The sequence below is a fragment of the Methylobacterium sp. 001424705 genome (assembly GCF_059816145.1).
The window spans coordinates 11,338-27,607 of sequence record NZ_JCBANU010000005.1 but is presented as its reverse complement, the minus strand read 5'-3'; the positions used below and the strand labels follow the sequence as shown (position 1 = coordinate 27,607).

The 16,270-nt window shown below is 59.2% G+C and carries 9 protein-coding genes, 8 pseudogenes and 1 other annotated feature; of the genes and pseudogenes, 11 read left to right on the top strand and 6 right to left on the bottom strand.

Annotated features, from left to right (window positions below):
* Window positions 1-315, top strand: coding sequence for a transposase domain-containing protein (locus tag AC6EUL_RS05760; protein WP_499869354.1), 315 nt, complete (start codon window positions 1-3; stop codon window positions 313-315).
* Between the two features lie 381 nt (window positions 316-696).
* Here AC6EUL_RS05760 and AC6EUL_RS05755 read toward each other — a convergent pair whose 3' ends face one another.
* The 3 genes and pseudogenes from AC6EUL_RS05755 to AC6EUL_RS05745 all read right to left on the bottom strand — a co-directional run bounded on the left by AC6EUL_RS05755 (window position 697) and on the right by AC6EUL_RS05745 (window position 3,016).
* Entirely contained in the window at window positions 697-1,239 is a 543-nt protein-coding gene (locus AC6EUL_RS05755) for an NUDIX hydrolase (protein ID WP_499869352.1), read from the bottom strand.
* A 239-nt stretch (window positions 1,240-1,478) separates the two neighbouring features.
* Window positions 1,479-1,791 (bottom strand): annotated as a pseudogene (locus AC6EUL_RS05750) (transposase family protein); the annotation flags it as partial.
* Between the two features lie 247 nt (window positions 1,792-2,038).
* Window positions 2,039-3,016 (bottom strand): IS3 family transposase, encoded by a 978-nt coding sequence (locus tag AC6EUL_RS05745; RefSeq protein WP_499869496.1) that lies wholly within the window; start codon window positions 3,014-3,016, stop codon window positions 2,039-2,041.
* Window positions 2,672-2,788: a sequence feature (AL1L pseudoknot), on the bottom strand. It overlaps the preceding gene by 117 nt.
* Window positions 3,017-3,122: 106 nt before the next feature.
* Here AC6EUL_RS05745 and AC6EUL_RS05740 point away from each other — a divergent pair.
* From AC6EUL_RS05740 to AC6EUL_RS05710, 7 genes and pseudogenes are all read left to right on the top strand, one after another.
* Window positions 3,123-3,260, top strand: a pseudogene (locus tag AC6EUL_RS05740) (IS701 family transposase); the annotation flags it as partial.
* Between the two features lie 411 nt (window positions 3,261-3,671).
* A pseudogene (locus AC6EUL_RS05735) lies at window positions 3,672-3,842 on the top strand (transposase); the annotation flags it as partial.
* Window positions 3,833-4,303 (top strand): annotated as a pseudogene (locus tag AC6EUL_RS05730) (transposase); the annotation flags it as partial. The pseudogenes AC6EUL_RS05735 and AC6EUL_RS05730, both read left to right, overlap by 10 nt.
* A gap of 452 nt (window positions 4,304-4,755) precedes the next feature.
* Entirely contained in the window at window positions 4,756-6,042 is a 1,287-nt protein-coding gene (locus AC6EUL_RS05725) for a capsular polysaccharide export protein, LipB/KpsS family (RefSeq protein WP_499869350.1), read from the top strand.
* A 185-nt stretch (window positions 6,043-6,227) separates the two neighbouring features.
* Window positions 6,228-6,614 (top strand): annotated as a pseudogene (locus AC6EUL_RS05720) (transposase family protein); the annotation flags it as partial.
* Between the two features lie 133 nt (window positions 6,615-6,747).
* Window positions 6,748-6,942: pseudogene (locus AC6EUL_RS05715) on the top strand (hypothetical protein); the annotation flags it as partial.
* 9 nt (window positions 6,943-6,951) lie between these two features.
* Window positions 6,952-8,033 (top strand): annotated as a pseudogene (locus AC6EUL_RS05710) (IS5 family transposase).
* Between the two features lie 126 nt (window positions 8,034-8,159).
* On the opposite strand, the pseudogene AC6EUL_RS05705 reads toward AC6EUL_RS05710, so the two are convergent.
* The 3 genes and pseudogenes from AC6EUL_RS05705 to AC6EUL_RS05695 form a co-directional block, all read right to left on the bottom strand.
* A pseudogene (locus tag AC6EUL_RS05705) lies at window positions 8,160-8,323 on the bottom strand (IS5/IS1182 family transposase); the annotation flags it as partial.
* A 274-nt stretch (window positions 8,324-8,597) separates the two neighbouring features.
* Window positions 8,598-10,193 (bottom strand): glycosyltransferase, encoded by a 1,596-nt coding sequence (locus tag AC6EUL_RS05700; protein WP_499869348.1) that lies wholly within the window; start codon window positions 10,191-10,193, stop codon window positions 8,598-8,600.
* Between the two features lie 2 nt (window positions 10,194-10,195).
* Window positions 10,196-11,329 carry a glycosyltransferase family protein gene (locus AC6EUL_RS05695; RefSeq protein WP_499869346.1) on the bottom strand — a complete coding sequence of 378 codons (1,134 nt, stop codon included), beginning with the start codon at window positions 11,327-11,329 and terminating at the stop codon, window positions 10,196-10,198.
* A gap of 1,087 nt (window positions 11,330-12,416) precedes the next feature.
* Here AC6EUL_RS05695 and gmd point away from each other — a divergent pair.
* The 3 genes from gmd to AC6EUL_RS05680 are packed head-to-tail and all read left to right on the top strand — an operon-like array spanning window position 12,417 to window position 15,822.
* On the top strand, window positions 12,417-13,400 hold the full coding sequence (gmd, locus tag AC6EUL_RS05690) for a GDP-mannose 4,6-dehydratase (RefSeq protein WP_499869345.1): 984 nt from the start codon (window positions 12,417-12,419) through the stop codon (window positions 13,398-13,400).
* Complete coding sequence (locus AC6EUL_RS05685; protein WP_499869343.1) at window positions 13,387-14,370, top strand: NAD-dependent epimerase/dehydratase family protein; 984 nt, start codon at window positions 13,387-13,389, stop codon at window positions 14,368-14,370. Before gmd ends, AC6EUL_RS05685 begins: the two co-directional genes overlap by 14 nt.
* Before the next feature lie 21 nt (window positions 14,371-14,391).
* A complete protein-coding gene (locus tag AC6EUL_RS05680) occupies window positions 14,392-15,822 on the top strand; it encodes a mannose-1-phosphate guanylyltransferase/mannose-6-phosphate isomerase (protein ID WP_499869341.1) in 1,431 nt (476 codons plus the stop codon).
* Window positions 15,823-16,270: the final 448 nt, after the last annotated feature.

Here is a 16,270-nt window from a genome sequence, read left to right as displayed (position 1 = left end):
GTGACGCGGATCGATGCGATCTTCGCCATCGATTGCGCCGTCAACGGTCTTTCGTCCAATGAGCGCTGTGCGCACCGTCGTGAACGCTCGATCGCGCCGGGCCGCTGCAACTGGACCTTTGCCGGTTCGGATGTGAGGGACCATCGCGCCGCGGCCCTGTCTACATTGATCGAGACCGCCAAGCTCGACCGCGTCGGTTCGCAGGACTGGGTCGCCGACGTACTCAGTCGTTTGCCCGACCATCCGGTCCGGCGTATCGACCCCACCCTGCCGTGCAATTGGACCCAGCCTCAGCTTAAACAGATCGCCGCTTGACACTCCGTCTCCAAGACGACCGCAGCCTTCACCTAAGGCGTACCTCGAAGTAATCCTTCAGCGCAGTGGAATGCTCCCATGGACGGTGCGAGGATTTCCAGCGCGCGCGCGGCGCACCGTTTCGACGTCCAAGGGGAACTTTGCGCCAGACGGGCCGTGCATGCGCGGCCAATGGTTGCTTCGTGCCAAAGCCTCAATCTCTTCCGCGGTGCACCCGCAGGCCCTGGCAAGTTCATTCGCCGTGCGCCAGGGTGTCGTCTCGATGCTGCTGTCGGGCATGCTCATCCTTTGCTGTCGATAGTACGGTCCGTAGCACGCTCGGTGACTCTTCGGCCGCCCGAAATCATGCAGACCGTCTATGTCTGATATGCGGTCGCCGCCTCACCGCTCGATAAGGGCCATCAGCATCAATCCAACATGGCTTGCATTGGCGATCTCCCCAGATAAAGCCAATCGCTTGGCTTCCTGGCGCCCTACGAGTACCACCTCGACGTTCTCGGTCGGGTCTGGATTGGAGGCACCCGCGACAACGCCGGTGGCTCGGATGAGGTGTAAGCGGTTGGCATAGCGCGCCGGGTCGACGCTGAGTTCGGCGAGGTGGGCCAGGGTCCCACCAAAGTACCCGGTTTCCTCACAGAGTTCGCGGGCCCCGGCAGCCACGGCGTCAATATCTGAGGGATCCATCATGCCTCCAGGAAGCTCGAGGCTGATCCGCTGAAGCCCATGCCGATACTGTCGGACTAGGATGACGCGATCAGCCTCGTCCGTCGCGAACACATGCACGAAGTCGGGAAACTCGAGAACGTAGTAGGGCGACACTGCTACTCCCCCGGGTGTTGTGCATTCGTCTGCTCTGACGCTGATCCAGCGATCCCGAAGGACGTGGGTCGTCCTGCGAATCGTCCAACGCTTATCGTCCGCCATCGCTGATCCCTGTCCGCAGCCAAGCGGCAATGCCGGGCGACGGGACCAATACCGTAAAAACATGGAAACGACCTACGGACCTCGAGCTCAGCGGCGGAGCCAAGCTCATCGCCCGCGAAAGACGCCGCTTGAAGGCCGGCAATGAATCGGTTGGCATCTGGACCATCGGCATCGGCCACAACTCGGTGGCCGGCGCGCGCCCGGCACTTATGGCGAGGTGGTCTGGCATCAAAGGCCTAGCCGGCGTGTCGCTTATCCGGACGGCATCGCGGTCGCCCTCGTTGACCGCTCCGCACAGAAGAGATGACATCGAGCGTGGCCGCGATCAAGGCGCTGTCACGCCTGTTGGCCCCATCGGGCGGAAGCCAGGCGGCGCGCCGCGCGCGTCGGGGACGAGAGAGCGTTTCGTGCCCAGCTTGCCCCGGTCCGTCGGGTTTGGGCCGGTGGCAGGCCCTTTTTTTGCAGGACAGACGCGCTGTCCAGGCAAATCCGGCTCCAAACGCCGACCGCCTGCCAATCCCGCAGCCGATGCCAGCAACTCATGCCCGAGCCGCAGTCTGAACCGCGCCGGGTTTTCCGGAGGCCATTCGGTTTGGGTCAGGCCGCCAAGGCTTCGAGCTCGGCCTGGGCAGAGTCGCGCGCTTCGGCCTCGGCAGGAGGGATAATCCCGATGGGTTCGAGCAGACGAAGGGGGGGGACCCCGTCGACCCATGCGAGGGTGGCGAACTCGACGGCCTCGCAGGAGCGCCATGGCCCACGCCGATGGATCACCTCGGCTTCGAACGGGCCGTTGATCGTCTCAGCCCGCGCGGTGTCGTCGCTGTCGCCGACGCGGCTGACGGACGGCTCGACGCCCGCGTCCGCCAGCCGCTCGGTGTCGCGGATCGTCAGAGTATCGCGAGCCCCTGTCGCTCTGGTGCACGAGGAGCCCACCACCCGGGTGGGGACGAGGCTCGTGCAGGGCCTGCTCCAAGGCATCCAGCACGAAGGCCGCGTGAGCCGTCTGAGAGACCCGCCTGCCGACGATGCGGCGGGCGAAGACGTCGATCACGAAAGCAACATGGACGAAGCCGGACCAAGTCGCGACATAGGAGATGGCGCTGACCCACAGGGCGTTCGGGCGCGGCGCCTTGAACGGGCGGTTGACCCGGTGGAGCGGGCAGGCAGCCGCTGGATCAGGGATCGTGGTGCGGACCTTCCTGCCGCGCACGATGCCTTGCAGCTCCATGACCCGCATCGGCCGAGCAACCGTGCAGCGGGCAACCGCGATCCCTTCCCGCCCGAGTTGCCGCCGGACCTTGCGCACACCGTAGACACAGAAGTTTGCTTCGAACACGCGCCGGATCTGGACCATCAGCGCCACATCCGAGCGGCCCCGTGCTGGTAGCTTGCCAGGATCAGCCCGCCTCGCTGCGTGGGCGTGGTAGGTTGATGGGGCGATCGGCAGCGCACGGCCTATCGGCTCGACCCGGTAGGCCTCCCGGTGATCGTCGATGAAAGCGATCATGTCCGCGACCGGCGGTCGAGCTCCGCCATCGCAAAATAGGCCGATGCCTTCCTCAGGATCTCGTTGGCCTGCCGGAGTTCGCGGTTCTCGCGCTCCAGCGCCTTGATCCGCTCCTTCTACCCCGTCGTTGGTCCGGCCCGCTGGCCCTGGTCCCGTTCGGCTCGCCGGACGAGAGTTCCGCAGCGTCTCGCCCGAGCAGCCGATCTTGGACGCGATCGAGCGGATCGCCGCATATTGCGAGCCGTGTTCGCCGTGGTGGTCGAATACCATCCGGACCGCGCGCTCGCGAACCTCAGACGAAACGGGTGTGCTTCGCTTCGTCATGGCTCCATCCTCTCAAGAGTGGGAGCCTCCGGGAAACCCGGAGCGGTTCCGTACGATCAAGGCGCGCTGGGTCTGCGAGCAGGCCCACCAGCAGCTCAAAGAAGAACTCGGCCTCGATCACTTCGAGGGACGGTCCTGGACCGGGTTGCATCGACACGCGCTGATGACGTGCATCGCCTGCGCCACTCTGTCGTCGGTCATCGGGGTTACCTCGGCTCGGGTTGAAGTCTGCAAACTCCACCTTAGCCGCCGGCCCCGATGGCCACCCCAATCCCCACCCGAATGGGCCTGAAAATTACACCTCGCCCGTGGACGCTACCGGCGCTTCGGGCTGCCCTCCGACATCAAAGTGCCAGGTAGTGCAAGAGGCTGTTATGAACTGGCCGCGAGTTGCGCGGCCTGTTTGAGTATGAGGCAGACGAAGGCGAAGATGTGGAGGTCTGCGAGGGTGCTGGGATAGTGCTCGTAATCCTTGACGAGGCGGCGAAAGCGCGTGGTCCTGGCGAAGGAGCGCTCTGTCTGACGTCAGCACATGTGGGACAGATTGAGGGTCTTCACGAATAGAGGATGGCTGGTTCATCGTCGCCCCTGAGGAGCGAAGATTAAGCAGACATCCGGACCGGCCAAGAAGCCGGCAGCAGTGATGATTGAGAACATCCGCCGGACCACACGCCGGCAGTTTTCGTCCGAGGAGAAGATCCGTGTGTTGCTGGAAGGCTTGCGTAGCGAGGGCGGTATCGCCGAGTTGTGCCGCAGCGAGGGTATCGCCGCCAGGGCACAACCGACCTGTTAGCCGCCCTCGACATCCAGGCCGGAACGGTGATTGGGCGCTGCGCACGCCGGCATTGATCCGTCGGGTTCTGCGCCTTCCCCGATCAGATCAAGGCGGCCGTACCCAACAATCTTGACATGCACCTCGTGCTCGACAATGCGGCCACCCACAAGACCCAAGCTGATCCAGGACTGGCTGGTGAAGCGTCCGCGCCGCACCTTCACTTCACGCAGACGTCCGCGTCGTGGCTCAACCGCGTCGAGGGCTGGTTTGCCCTGCTAACCCCGCGACGCCTGCAACGCGGTGCCTTCCGACAGATCACCGATCTCGAAGATGCGATCCACACCGACATCGGCCAGACAAACTCCGACTCGAAACCCTTCGTCTGGACAAGATCTGCAGGTGCCAACATCGCCATCATCGGCCATTTCTACCAGAAAAATTTTAAATCAGACCACTAGCAAGAGATGCGCAGTCAGTGAATCGTTTTTGTCTGAAACGTTGTGCGGATTTGTTGATGCGCTGGCGAGCGATAGTCAAATTGGCGGCCTTTGAACGCATAGCGGCATAGCCCCGCGTTCCATGATTATTGTCTTGCTGCACAAAAATTAGGCAGCCATCTTCCGCTTATCAATCTGGTCCGATAGGTTACGCTGAAAATCGCCAGATCGAGAGCCAATTAAATGTGTCCTAAAGGCTACCCGCGCCAATACCGCCAGGCGATCATGTCAAAGATCGTTACGATCATGTATGCACGATAATCAAAATTCGAAAAAATGCGTTTTCGATTATATTCATTACTGGGGTATTCATGCCAAGGTCCAGCCAGCTAAGAATAGCTTTTATCGTTGAGCCACTACCTGTTAGGTCCGGACCGGAAGATTTTGAAGGACCTTTTTTGCATTTCTGCTCGATGGCAGAAGCCCTCAATAGATCAGGGGCAGCAAAGACATATCTTGTTGGTCCTGATTATTTGATCAATAAATACCATCTTACTTGTCATGGCATAACTGGGAGCACCCTTGGTTTTGATCAGTCCTGGCCAAAGATGTGGCGTCAGGAATGGCCCAATTTTTTAAACGGACAAGACGATTACAAAATAGATTTAATCTCAAAGATAATCAGCAGCGAGTTGATCGATGTTGTATACATCTGGAGCAAAAATGACACACTGCGCAACGCCTCGATCAGAGGAGGCGCTCGAGTGATTCACGTCGAATTATCTCCAATTCGATCTCCGACGGGCTTTTATTGGATCTTCGACCCAAATGGCGTTGGCCCTGACTCCTTGGCCTCAGAGATGATTACAAGCGCAAAATTTCAGGAAAACTCAGACCTAAATTTCGCCTATTCTCTGTCTGATTTGATATCCGATCAGACCATTCAATTAAAAAAGTTTTATGATGATAAAAAACGTATAATGATCCCACTTCAGCTTGACCATGACATAAATATGATTCTTTGGAATTCATACGGCAATCAATATAGGAGCTTGAAAGCTGTATTAAGGATACTATCGAAATACAAAGAAATAGATTTGACGGTGCGCGGGCATCCTGGATCAAATCGCAATTATTCCGCTCTAGTAAATCTGTATGCGCCCGAAGCTAAGTATGTAACTGGCGAGACTTCTCTGTGGAATTCACTTAGCCATTGGGACGGAATTATCCATGTAAATTCGAGTGTTGGCTTTGAAGCGCAACTCCTTTCATTGAACGTTTGTTCTTTGGGATCTAGCCTAACATCAAGTGCGACCGCACCTGATGAGTATAGCAATAAAATCGAATCCTTTGTGGAGGACATTCTTTCAGGAAATTCATTTGACCGCTCACAAGGTAAAATTAATTTTCGAATATTAAGAAAATATTTTACGGTCGTAGATTTTATCGCAAGCAAGCCATCCACGTATGCTGCAGTTGCTTCTGCTATAAGTTCGTTTCCTGGCAGCACTGCAGTTTGGTTTCAGTCGCTTGGACTACAGGAAATATTACAAGCATCACAGATACAAAGACTTGAAAACGAAATTTCTTCACTAAAAACGCAAAATCATTATAGAATTGGTGAGCATAGATCAGATGAGCGGTTGCGCGGTGAAAATCGCAAACACATCGATGAACTTAGATCTGAAAATCAAATAAGGATCGATGAAATCGAATTATTGAGGAAAAAAGTTGATTTGATTTCAAAGAATATTGAATAGTAAATCTGACATTAGACTGGGGGGCAATTGCGCTGTTCCACGAGTGCAACCGGCGCCAGGATGCGTTCCCGGTCAAAGGAATGCAGACGGCTGAAGTCAAAGCGTTGTAGCGTCCCGATGACTGTTAGGTGTTTGATCCCGCTGCGTGGTGATACGGTTGAGCACCATGCTGCAGCGGATGTGCTCTGGGCCAGATTCTCCCTAGAGGCGCTACCACGATGGAGGCAGCCCTTCACGCGATCCAGTGACGTGAAGAGAGCAGAAGGGCGCTGGCCCGGCGCTACGGCGTCAGTCCGACGACGGTATAGAAGTGGCGCAAACGGGCGACGACGGCGGATGCCCGGATGGAATCCAATGAACCGCGCGCCACCGTACTCACGCGCGAGAAGGAGGCGATCATCGTCGCCTTTCGCCGTATCACCCTGCTTTTCTTCGACGACTGCCTCAACGGCCTGCAGCCGACGATCCCGCACCTGATCCGGTCCTCGCTGCATCGCTACCTGGAACGGCACGGCATCAGCCGACTGCCCAAGATCGAAGGCGTCAAGCGCAAGACTCAGCGCTTTGCGAGTTAGGCCATTCGCTACGTTCACATCGACATTGCTGAAGTGGGCACTGATCCTCCCCCGGTTTCGCGGTTCTCCCGCAGTTTGCGCGGATTACGCAACGAGGAGGACGCGGCGTCGAAGCAGGGGAAAGCCGGCGCGTCCGTCCATGGTCCGCTTGAGCATTTTTAGCCAACGGCAGGCGACCAACGGTGACCGCGCCATGGGGGCCGCCGAGGGCGAGGCCGCCATTCGCACCGTCGTCGACAACACCGCTCGCCTCACAGGCAGCAGCCCTGTAGCACCATTCTCAAGACCGTCGGCGCCTGAACCCCGTCATTACAGGCGTGGGTAATTACCTCGGATGGGTCAGCCAGGGTTCTTCGATCTGGACGACCGCTATCAGCGTCTGTCGGAGAACGGCGATCCGTCGGTGAAACTTGCGGCCCTGATCGAGTTCGAGGCTTTCCAACCGAAGCTGGCCTTCGCACTGAAGCGGTCCACTCGGATCGCAGGGTGGCCGCCCGCCCTACGACTCGGTCCTGATGTTCAAGATCCTGATCCCTCAGACACTCTACACGCTGTCGGACGACGCCTCCGAGTTCCAGATCCGAGACAGGCTGTCGTTCATGCGTTTCCTCGGCCCCGGTTTCGAGGATGGCGTGCCCGACGCCAAGACGGTGTGGCTGTTCCGGGAGCACCTGACCCGGGCCGGCGCGATCGACGGGTTGTTTGCCGCCTTCGACGCCTGGCTGAATGGCAAGGGTTATCTCGCGATGTCGGGCCAGATCATCGACGCCTCGATCATCGCGGCGCCGCGTCAGCGCAACATCGATGCCGAGAAGGCGGTCCTGAAGGAAGGCCGAATCCCGGAGGCGTGGGCGGCAAGCCCGAAGAAGCTCGCACAGAAGGATCGCGATGCTCGCTGGACACTGAAACGGGCCAAGGCACGCCCCGCAAAGGCGGACGGTGCGAAGGCCGAGGTCGAGATCGCCATTCCGGTGTTCGGGTACAAGACGCACGTCTCGATCGACCGCAGGCACGAGGTCGTCCGCCGCTTCGGCGTAACCAGCGCGGCTGCCCATGACGGAGCGCAACTGGCCAACGTCCTCGATCCGGCCAACACGGCGAGTGACGTCTCCCGCCGAGACGGCCTATCGCTCGAAGGCCAACGAAGCTTATCTTGCCAAGCAGGGCCGGCGCTCGAAGATCCACTTCCGGCGACAGCCCGGCCTCGATCTGACGCCGGCGCAGTGCAGGGCCAACCGCGCCCGCTCTCAGGTCCGATCGGCCGTCGAGACGGTGTTCCCCGGGCAGAAGGACCGCTTCGGCCTGTTCGTGCGCACGATCGGTTTGGCCCGAGCCCGGACTAAGATCGGGCTCGCCAACCTCGCCTACAACCTCAAGCGCTTCCTCTGGATCGAAGCCCGGCCGGTGGCGGCCTGAGGCGGCCTTGGGAGGACTCCAAGCCCGCTCACGACCGCCGCCAGATTGCCAGAACCCCAGTCCGATCACGCCAAAGCTGCGAGCGGCATTAGATCGACGGCCAAAAGCCCGCAACTGCATGGTTCTTCGAGGTGTCCGAGCCGCATAAAGCGCCGAGAATGACCCGCTCAGGGCCGCCAGCGCCTCGTCCGTCAGTTGCCGGATGTTCCGCAGAAGATGATCCGCCCGGACCCGAGCCTCCAGGTCTCATACGAGAACAACGCCCCCGAACGCCGATCCGAGCCTCGCATTTGCCTCCCCCGCCCACTGCCAGGCAGGAGTGCATCATGCCGAGACCCGGTACGCCACGGACTTCTTCAACGCCCTGCCAGGCCTTATGAAACGGGGGCTTGCAGACCCAATCAAAGAGGACACTCGGACAAGGGCAAGCAATAGCTGCGTTGGACCCTGCTCGAACTATGATTTAAAGACGAGCGTGTTACATCGATACACGTTCGTCTGCTGATACGGGCCGCAAACTATTTCTCGAATTCGTTCTCACCTGGGCTAGCAAAGAACTGAACGCTATCTCCTATCCCTGCTGCCGCTGAAGGGGAGCAGTCCTGCGAGACGGTCTATGGTTCGCCGAAATCCAGTTGGAACTGCAGCCGGCAGAGCATACCGGGCATCGGAAAATATCGTAATATGTTCGATTGCTACTCCAAGCGTACGTGTATCTTTGTTTTTGGGAGAAACAAGTTTCTCGCAAAGGATCCCGACGATTGTCTCTCCGGCCGTCGTGTTCGCCTCCGGACTGATTACGAACTCATGAGTCGACCATGCAGAACTGGTTCGAATTTTCGCAGCGCTGCGGCCATTCACTGTGATCTCAACGTCGTTTCGTGTCAAAGATCGGACCCTGATCTGCATCCGCATCGCTCCAATCCGATTGGGCAGAAGCGTATTGGGGAACCCGAGAGTAGCACCCGTGTCAGCCGTCCATGTGAAGAGTTCCTCGGCTGCGCTGAAGCCGGTTCGTTGGAAATACTTGGCATTTCCTTTGCCGAAAACCAACGCGAGCACCGCTGCGCGTTCGACCTTGGTGCGCGTTTTTGGCGGACGGGCATAATCACGCCATTGCGATAGCATGCTGACTGTCAGGGTTCGCTTGCGCAGTTCCGCACCGTACGTGTCTGGTCCGCCTCGGTACGCATGGATGATCTTGACGATCTCATCCTGGCAGCGCGGCAGCTGCGGCACCTCGGCCGCTGGACAGGATGCGATGAAGTCGTTGATCCGATCGCCGTCGCGTTGCCATTGTTCGTAGTCATTCACGATCGCGACGCGTGCCAAAGTCCCCATTTTCTCTAGATCGGTCCGATCCCGCAGATTTATGGAGCCGACCGATTCATTAAATAGAATACCATTGTGCCAGTTAGAAATATATTCATTATGTGTTGGGTAATCCCAAGCGATCACCACCATTCCTCGCGCCATTGCATCGAGGAAGGCATGCCCGATGCCTTCGGCGACGCGTGGTGCAACGAAAACGTTACAAGACCCGAGCACTTCGTCAAAGGCAGCTTTACTGTCAAACCAATTCGACGTCGTCACCTTACAATCAAAGTCGTCTTCGACTGACGCGCTGCCAACCTTAGCATCGTCCCGCGGCAGATGAACGTGACACGAGTCGATCTGCCCCTTTAGAAGTCTGCCGACGCTCTGCGTGTTGATTGGAGAATCGGGGAGCCGGTTCCAGAAAAAGCAGCGCAGCGAATCGTAACTCGTGACGGCTGGAAGCCGCGCTGGATCTGGGGCGTATTTAACCAGCAGGCTCTCACAGCCTAGCTGCACGGCGCGGGTATGTAGCGTTTGCGAGAAGTTGATATATCTTGCTTGGCGGTTCAATGCCCAATGCTCATCCGGTAATCCATTGGAGCCATCAAACATCTGGAAAACAATTACTTTCTTTCCCTGCGATATAAAATGCGGAGTTAGAAAGTCGACTTGTGCCAATACAACATAATCGGCTTCGTCTTGTAAAAGCGAGGGATCGAACCGCGCGCTCGGATCGACATAGACTGTTTTTACGATAAATCGTTTTTGTAAAATTTTTACTAAAAAATCAAAAGACTTCGTTTTGGTGTGAAAGATATGGTCGACGAATAATAGCGTTTCCATCCTCAATTATCCATCCAAGCAGCGTATTTCTGATCAGTGTCGGCGATGTACAGAGCACGAGACTGCGCCGCTCGGTCCATCAGGTCCTTGCGATCACTGCGTGACAGGGTGGCTATCGCCGCCGCCATTTCGGAGTTGGATCCGCACGAAGTTCCGCAGGCGTATAATTTGATCTGTTCGGCGAAACCAGTCCCCGCCTGGCCGACGCATTGCCGACCGAACAACAGCGACTCCATGAGCATCGCCGAACCACGGTATTCGTAAGTCGCAGCGTCGTACGGCATGAGGCAGATATGAGAGTCGGCGTAGGATTGGACGATTTCCGAATAGGGCAGCACGCCCGGCAAGAGTATCACATTAGGGATCGAATACAGCTTGTTGAGAAAGTCTTTGTTGGCAAACTGTTCGCTCGCATGCAGATTTTGAATAATAAACCTGATCTCTGGATTGAATATATTTGTGGCTTCGATGATTTCGATTAGTCGAAAAAATCCTTTGTCGCGCCGTCCTGAGCCGCCACACAAAACAGTGAATGGCGTGTTTGCACTCAACGGGAGCATGTCCGTCTGGAAAGAGGGATAGGGTGTCGTGCTGAACGCAACGCCGGAAAGGTCTGTAAGATACCGAGAATATTTCGGCGTTTCCGCAGACAAGCTAATGCTGTAGCCTTCCTTTTTCAGCGCCAGGATCCGCTGCACAGGAACGGGCAGCGTGTTCGATCCCAACGAATTCACGTTTTCCATGACATTAATCAGGCGAACGAGGAGGCGCGGACGTTTATGCTGTTCAAGGCGGCGGATCGCGTTTGAAAGACCAATCAGCGCGTAGTAATCTGCGCTTGGAAACAACAGTGTATCATCAGAGCTGATGTCGACTTCGATGAAAAATCGGAAAAAATCGTAAGATGCAGCATCGTCCTGAGATTCGAACAGATTCTCGTCAAATTGATGATCTTCGCTTGGTATATTTTCTATTTTTATCAAGTTATCATAGTAAAAATTGAAAAAACGATGGATTTCATCCCTCTCGGTGCCGATCGGAAGATGTCGACTTGCAAAGATTTCAACATTCTCAAAATGTTTGCGGGCGAATCCGGCAAAATAATGAAGCGAATTGAGACTGTGCCCGTAGTTCATGGCGCAAACTGGATCTAAGATAAAGCATCGCCTACCTCGCATGCCATACTCGCTTTCTAGAAGTTATTCGTATTGACCAATAAATTTTGTGACTAGGTAATATCCCAGTGGATCATTGCGCAGCCTGCACTCGCATAGAGCATGCCTGCTCGGTACGGAAGCGCTCGTAAAACACATCGACGGATTTTTGCCCGACACTGGGTGGAGGATGAGCGATCTCGTCTCCGCCTGCGGTAGGCGCTTACCGGCAATCTGACGGACAGGATACCTGAATCGGTCAAGGTTGCCTAACCACGCCATGTTGAGGCCAACGCGGCGGGGGCGACCCGAAGAACCATCGGCCGTTGCTTCGGCGGTGAGTGTGCCGAAATGCCAGCCTTGTGGCTGATGCGCGCGGCGCCGATTGCGCGAGTGGATCGTGGAATGCGTGGGATCGGCCGTTCGGAGAAGTCGTGACGAACCGACCGCACGCAGCGCATTCGATCGCGGAATCGTGTCAGACGTCCCTCGGTCAACGATCTTCAGCGTACGAGTTTCGTGACAGTTTCGAAAGGATTTCGCTGGCGTGGCTCTGATTGATCTGCGCTGCATCGGTGGAGTCGCTTGCAGCGGCTCGTAAGGCCCCCTGCCAGCGTCGGTGCGATCGTCGGGACCGGCGGTCCTCTCATTCGGGCGCTGGAGAGGGGGGCAAAGCGGTTTCGAAGAGAGGGGGGCTGCGCTGTCGGGCACAGCGCTTCGATGGAGGCCCCGGTCTCGAACAGGCCCAGGTCGAAGCCTGATCGGTGGACATCACGCAGGAATGCCGGGCAGACTCCGAATGTTCATGGAGATTCCGCGATGCGCCCCCGCCTTTCTGCATCCTATTCGAACACCGGCTTTCAGGTCGTCTTTTAGATTTCGCTGCGTCCTGCGTCCTGCGCCCTTCGATCGACCGAACCGCGCCTCCTGCGAGGGAGGCAGGATGATCCAGCACTTGGCGGCCCCCCCCCTGTTCCTGTAGGGACGTCGCGATTGATGCCGACAGGACATCGCATCGCACCATGCTCGATGCTGCTGGCGACGAACGACCCCGAACCTGGAGCCGAATGTGACGAACAAGCGCGCACTGATCACTGGAATCACGGGGCAGGACGGAGCCTATCTTGCTCAACTCCTGCTGGGTAAGGGCTATGACGTACACGGCGTCGTTCGGCGCTCGAGCCATGCAGGTGTCTTCGATCACCGGCTGAAATGGCTTGGCATACAGAATGACGTCGAATTGCATGACGGCAACCTGCTCGATCTGTCGAGCCTCGCCCGCATCGTGCAGGCGGTCCAACCCGACGAGGTCTACAATCTCGCCGCCCAGTCCTTCGTGACCGCGTCGTGGCAGCAGCCCCTTCTGACCGGTCAAATCACCGGCCTCGGTGCCGTGAACCTGCTCGAGTGCGTGCGCACGCTGAAGCCCGACGCCCGGTACTACCAGGCCTCGTCTTCAGAAATGTTTGGTCTGATCCAGGAGCAGATCCAGAGCGAGACGACCCCCTTCTACCCGCGCTCTCCCTACGGTGTGGCCAAGCTTTATGCCCACTGGATGACGATCAATTACCGCGAGAGCTTCGCTCTTCACGCCTCAAATGGAATCCTGTTCAACCATGAATCCCCGCTGCGGGGCGTCGAGTTCGTGACGCGCAAGGTGACGGACGGTGTCGCCCGGATCAAGCTCGGCCTCGCCAAGGAACTCCGCCTCGGCAACATCGATGCGAAGCGCGACTGGGGCCACGCAAAAGACTACGTCCGTGCGATGTGGATGATGCTCCAACAGGACGCGCCGGATGACTTTGTCATTGCGACGGGGCGCACCGTAACGGTCCGCGAAATGTGCGAGATCGCATTCCGCCACGTTGGACTGACGATCGACGATCACCTCATCATCGACGAGAAGCTCTTCCGCCCAGCCGAAGTCGAGGTTTTGCTTGGAAATCCGGCCAAGGCGCAGGCGGCATTCGGCTGGCAGGCCGAGATCTCCCTCGAAATGATGATCCAAGAGATGGTCGAGGCCGATCTGAGACGCCTCGGTGCAAAGTCCTGATCATTTCAAATCCGTGAAGCGGATCCTTGTAACCGGAGCTGCCGGCTTTGTCGGTCGGCATGCTCTGACGACGCTCGCGTCCGCTGCGGGTCCCACTGACGAGATTGTTGGTATCGGGCGAGGCAGATCTGCGGATCTGCCCGCGGGGGTGACCTTCAAGTCTCTTGATCTACTAGATACTTCTGGTTTGGCAGACTTCATTGCGACCTTCCGGCCAACGGATATTCTGCATCTAGCTGCGATTGCCTCCGTACAGCAATCAGCAAGTGCGCCGGGTGAGACGTGGCGGGTCAATATCGGCGGCCTCCTGAACCTAGCTGAGGCCGTGATACGTTTCTCTCCAGAGGCAACACTGTTCTTTGTCAGCTCTGGCGAGGTTTATGGCCGGGCATTTCTCACTGGCGATCTTTTGACTGAGGAGGCCCCACCGGATCCCTGCGGTGCTTATGCCTGCTCGAAATGGTTCGGCGAGATGATTCTTCGTGACGTCTTGAAGAACGGACGTTTCGTCGTGCTCCGCCCCTTCAATCATATCGGCCTGGGCCAGGACGAACGATTCGTCGTGCCGTCCTTCGCCGGACAGATCGCGCGAATCGAAGCCGGTCTCGTTCCACCGGTGCTGGAGGTCGGAAATCTGGACGCCGCGCGCGACTTCCTCCCGGTGGCCGATGTCGTCCGGGCCTACGCCATGCTGATCGCGCACGGTGCGCAGATCAAGAGCGGCACGGTGTTCAACGTCGCCTCGGGGCAACCTCGAAGTATCGCGAGTGTCCTCGCCGACATGCGCCGGCACGCCCGTGCCCCCTTCGAGGTGCGCACTGCAGCGGACCGGATGCGTCCGTCCGAAATCCCGGTCGCGGCTGGCGACGCGTCGCGGCTTTCGGCATCGACCGGTTGGGTTCCGCGCGAGGATTGGGACACGACACTCTCGGACATCCTTGCTTACGCCCGCACCAATCTGCGTGGTTAAACCCGCGAAAAGGCTGAACCGATGAGCGAATCCTCCAATCTGATCCATCCGATCATCCTCTGTGGCGGCTCGGGCACGCGGCTCTGGCCAGCATCGCGCGAGAGCATGCCCAAGCAGTTCACGCCGCTCGTGGACCCCAAGACCTCGACCTTCCAAGCCACCGCCCAGCGCCTGGGCGATACCGGCGTGTTCGCCCGCCCCACCGTGCTGACCAGCAGCGACGCGCGCTTCATCGTCGCCGAGCAACTGCAGCAGGCGGGCATCCAGGCCGACATCATCCTCGAGCCCGAGCGGCGCGACTCCGCCGCAGCGGTGGCGGTCGCCACCCTGCACGCGGCCCGGCGCGACCCCGAGAGCGTCGTGTTGATCATGGCCGCCGACCACGTCATCGGCGACACCCCCGCCTTCGTGGCCGCCGCCCAGGCTGCGGCGGCCGGCGCCCGGGCCGGGGCCATCATGACCCTCGGGATCACGCCGACCGCCCCCGCCACTGGCTACGGCTACATCCGCGTCGGTGCCGCCCTTTCGGGCGGCGCGGGCAACCATGCGGTCGAGCGCTTCGTGGAGAAGCCCGATCACGACGGCGCCCTGCGGCTGATCGAGGAGGGCGCCCTCTGGAACTCGGGCTACTTCCTGTTCCGCGCCGACGTGATGCTGGCCGAGCTCGAAGCCCACGCCCCGGAGATCCTGGCGGCCACCCGGGCGGCCCTCGATGCGGCCGTGACCGACCTCGACTTCGTGCGCCTCGACGCGGAGGCCTTCGGCCGGGCGCCCAAGACCTCCATCGACTACGCCGTGATGGAGCGGACCCGGCATGCCGGCGTGCGCCCGGTCTCCTTTGCGTGGTCGGATGTCGGCACCTGGGACGCGGTCTGGGACGTGCTGGCGCACGATGCCGACGGCAACGCCGTCCGGGGCCGGGTCGAGACCATCGACACCCATGGCAGCCTGATCCACAGCGAGGGCGAGCACCTGACGACGGTGGTGGGGCTCGACGACGTCGTGGTGGTCACGACCCCCGACGCCGTGCTGGTGACCTCGAAGGCCCGCTCGGGCCAGGTGAAAGACCTTGTCACCCGCCTGCGTGAGAAGGCTCACCCGGAGGCGGACGCCCATCGGCGGATGTACCGGCCCTGGGGCTGGTACCAGCGGATCGACATCGGCGAGCGCTTCCAGGTCAAGCGGATCATGGTGACGCCGGGCGGACGGCTGTCGCTGCAGAAGCACTTCCACCGGGCCGAGCACTGGGTGGTGGTCAAGGGGACGGCGGAGGTGACACTGAACGACTCGGTGGTGCTGGTGCACGAGAACGAAGCGATCTACCTGCCGATCGGCTCGATGCACCGCCTGACCAACCCGGGCAGGATCCCCCTGGAGCTCATCGAGGTCCAGGTCGGCTCCTACACCGGCGAGGACGACATCATCCGCGTCGAGGATATCTACGGACGCTGAGTCACGTGGGTCGCTCACGCCTCGCCCCACTCATTCGACTGAGCACACAGCGCCGCGCTGCGGATCGCGACACGGCCGATCAGGGATTCCGTTCAGGCTGTGCCGCGGAAGGCCCATCGCGATGAGCGTCCCTCCGGCGGCACGTGGGAGTGATCATTCGGGACTCGGGAAACAGGCCGGCCGAGTAAATCGTGCGTGGCGGTGTGAGACAATCCCGAGGGACGGGTGACGGCGCGCAGCCATATTTTCAAGGTCAGCGGAGAGCCCGTCGCGGGATCGCAGGCGTTAGATCGTGCGAGGGATGGCGATCTGGGGTGATGGCGGACAGACATCGCAGCGCTGGGACCCAGCATCTTGAACCAGCCTCAGCGGATGGCGGACGGGAGCCGAATCGCGGCCGAACGACGGGCATGGAGGGGGCCTCAAGGCCAGGAGGCCGGAATTCGAA

Excerpts from the sequence above, each read along its gene's own strand:
- AC6EUL_RS05755 (WP_499869352.1), bottom strand. The coding sequence starts at position 1,239 with ATGGCGGACGATAAGCGTTGGACGATTCGCAGGACGACCCACGTCCTT.
- AC6EUL_RS05745 (WP_499869496.1), bottom strand. The coding sequence starts at position 3,016 with ATGGTATTCGACCACCACGGCGAACACGGCTCGCAATATGCGGCGATC.
- AC6EUL_RS05725 (WP_499869350.1), top strand. The coding sequence starts at position 4,756 with ATGGCAGAAGCCCTCAATAGATCAGGGGCAGCAAAGACATATCTTGTT.
- AC6EUL_RS05700 (WP_499869348.1), bottom strand. The coding sequence starts at position 10,193 with ATGGAAACGCTATTATTCGTCGACCATATCTTTCACACCAAAACGAAG.
- AC6EUL_RS05695 (WP_499869346.1), bottom strand. The coding sequence starts at position 11,329 with ATGAACTACGGGCACAGTCTCAATTCGCTTCATTATTTTGCCGGATTC.
- AC6EUL_RS05680 (WP_499869341.1), top strand. The coding sequence starts at position 14,392 with ATGAGCGAATCCTCCAATCTGATCCATCCGATCATCCTCTGTGGCGGC.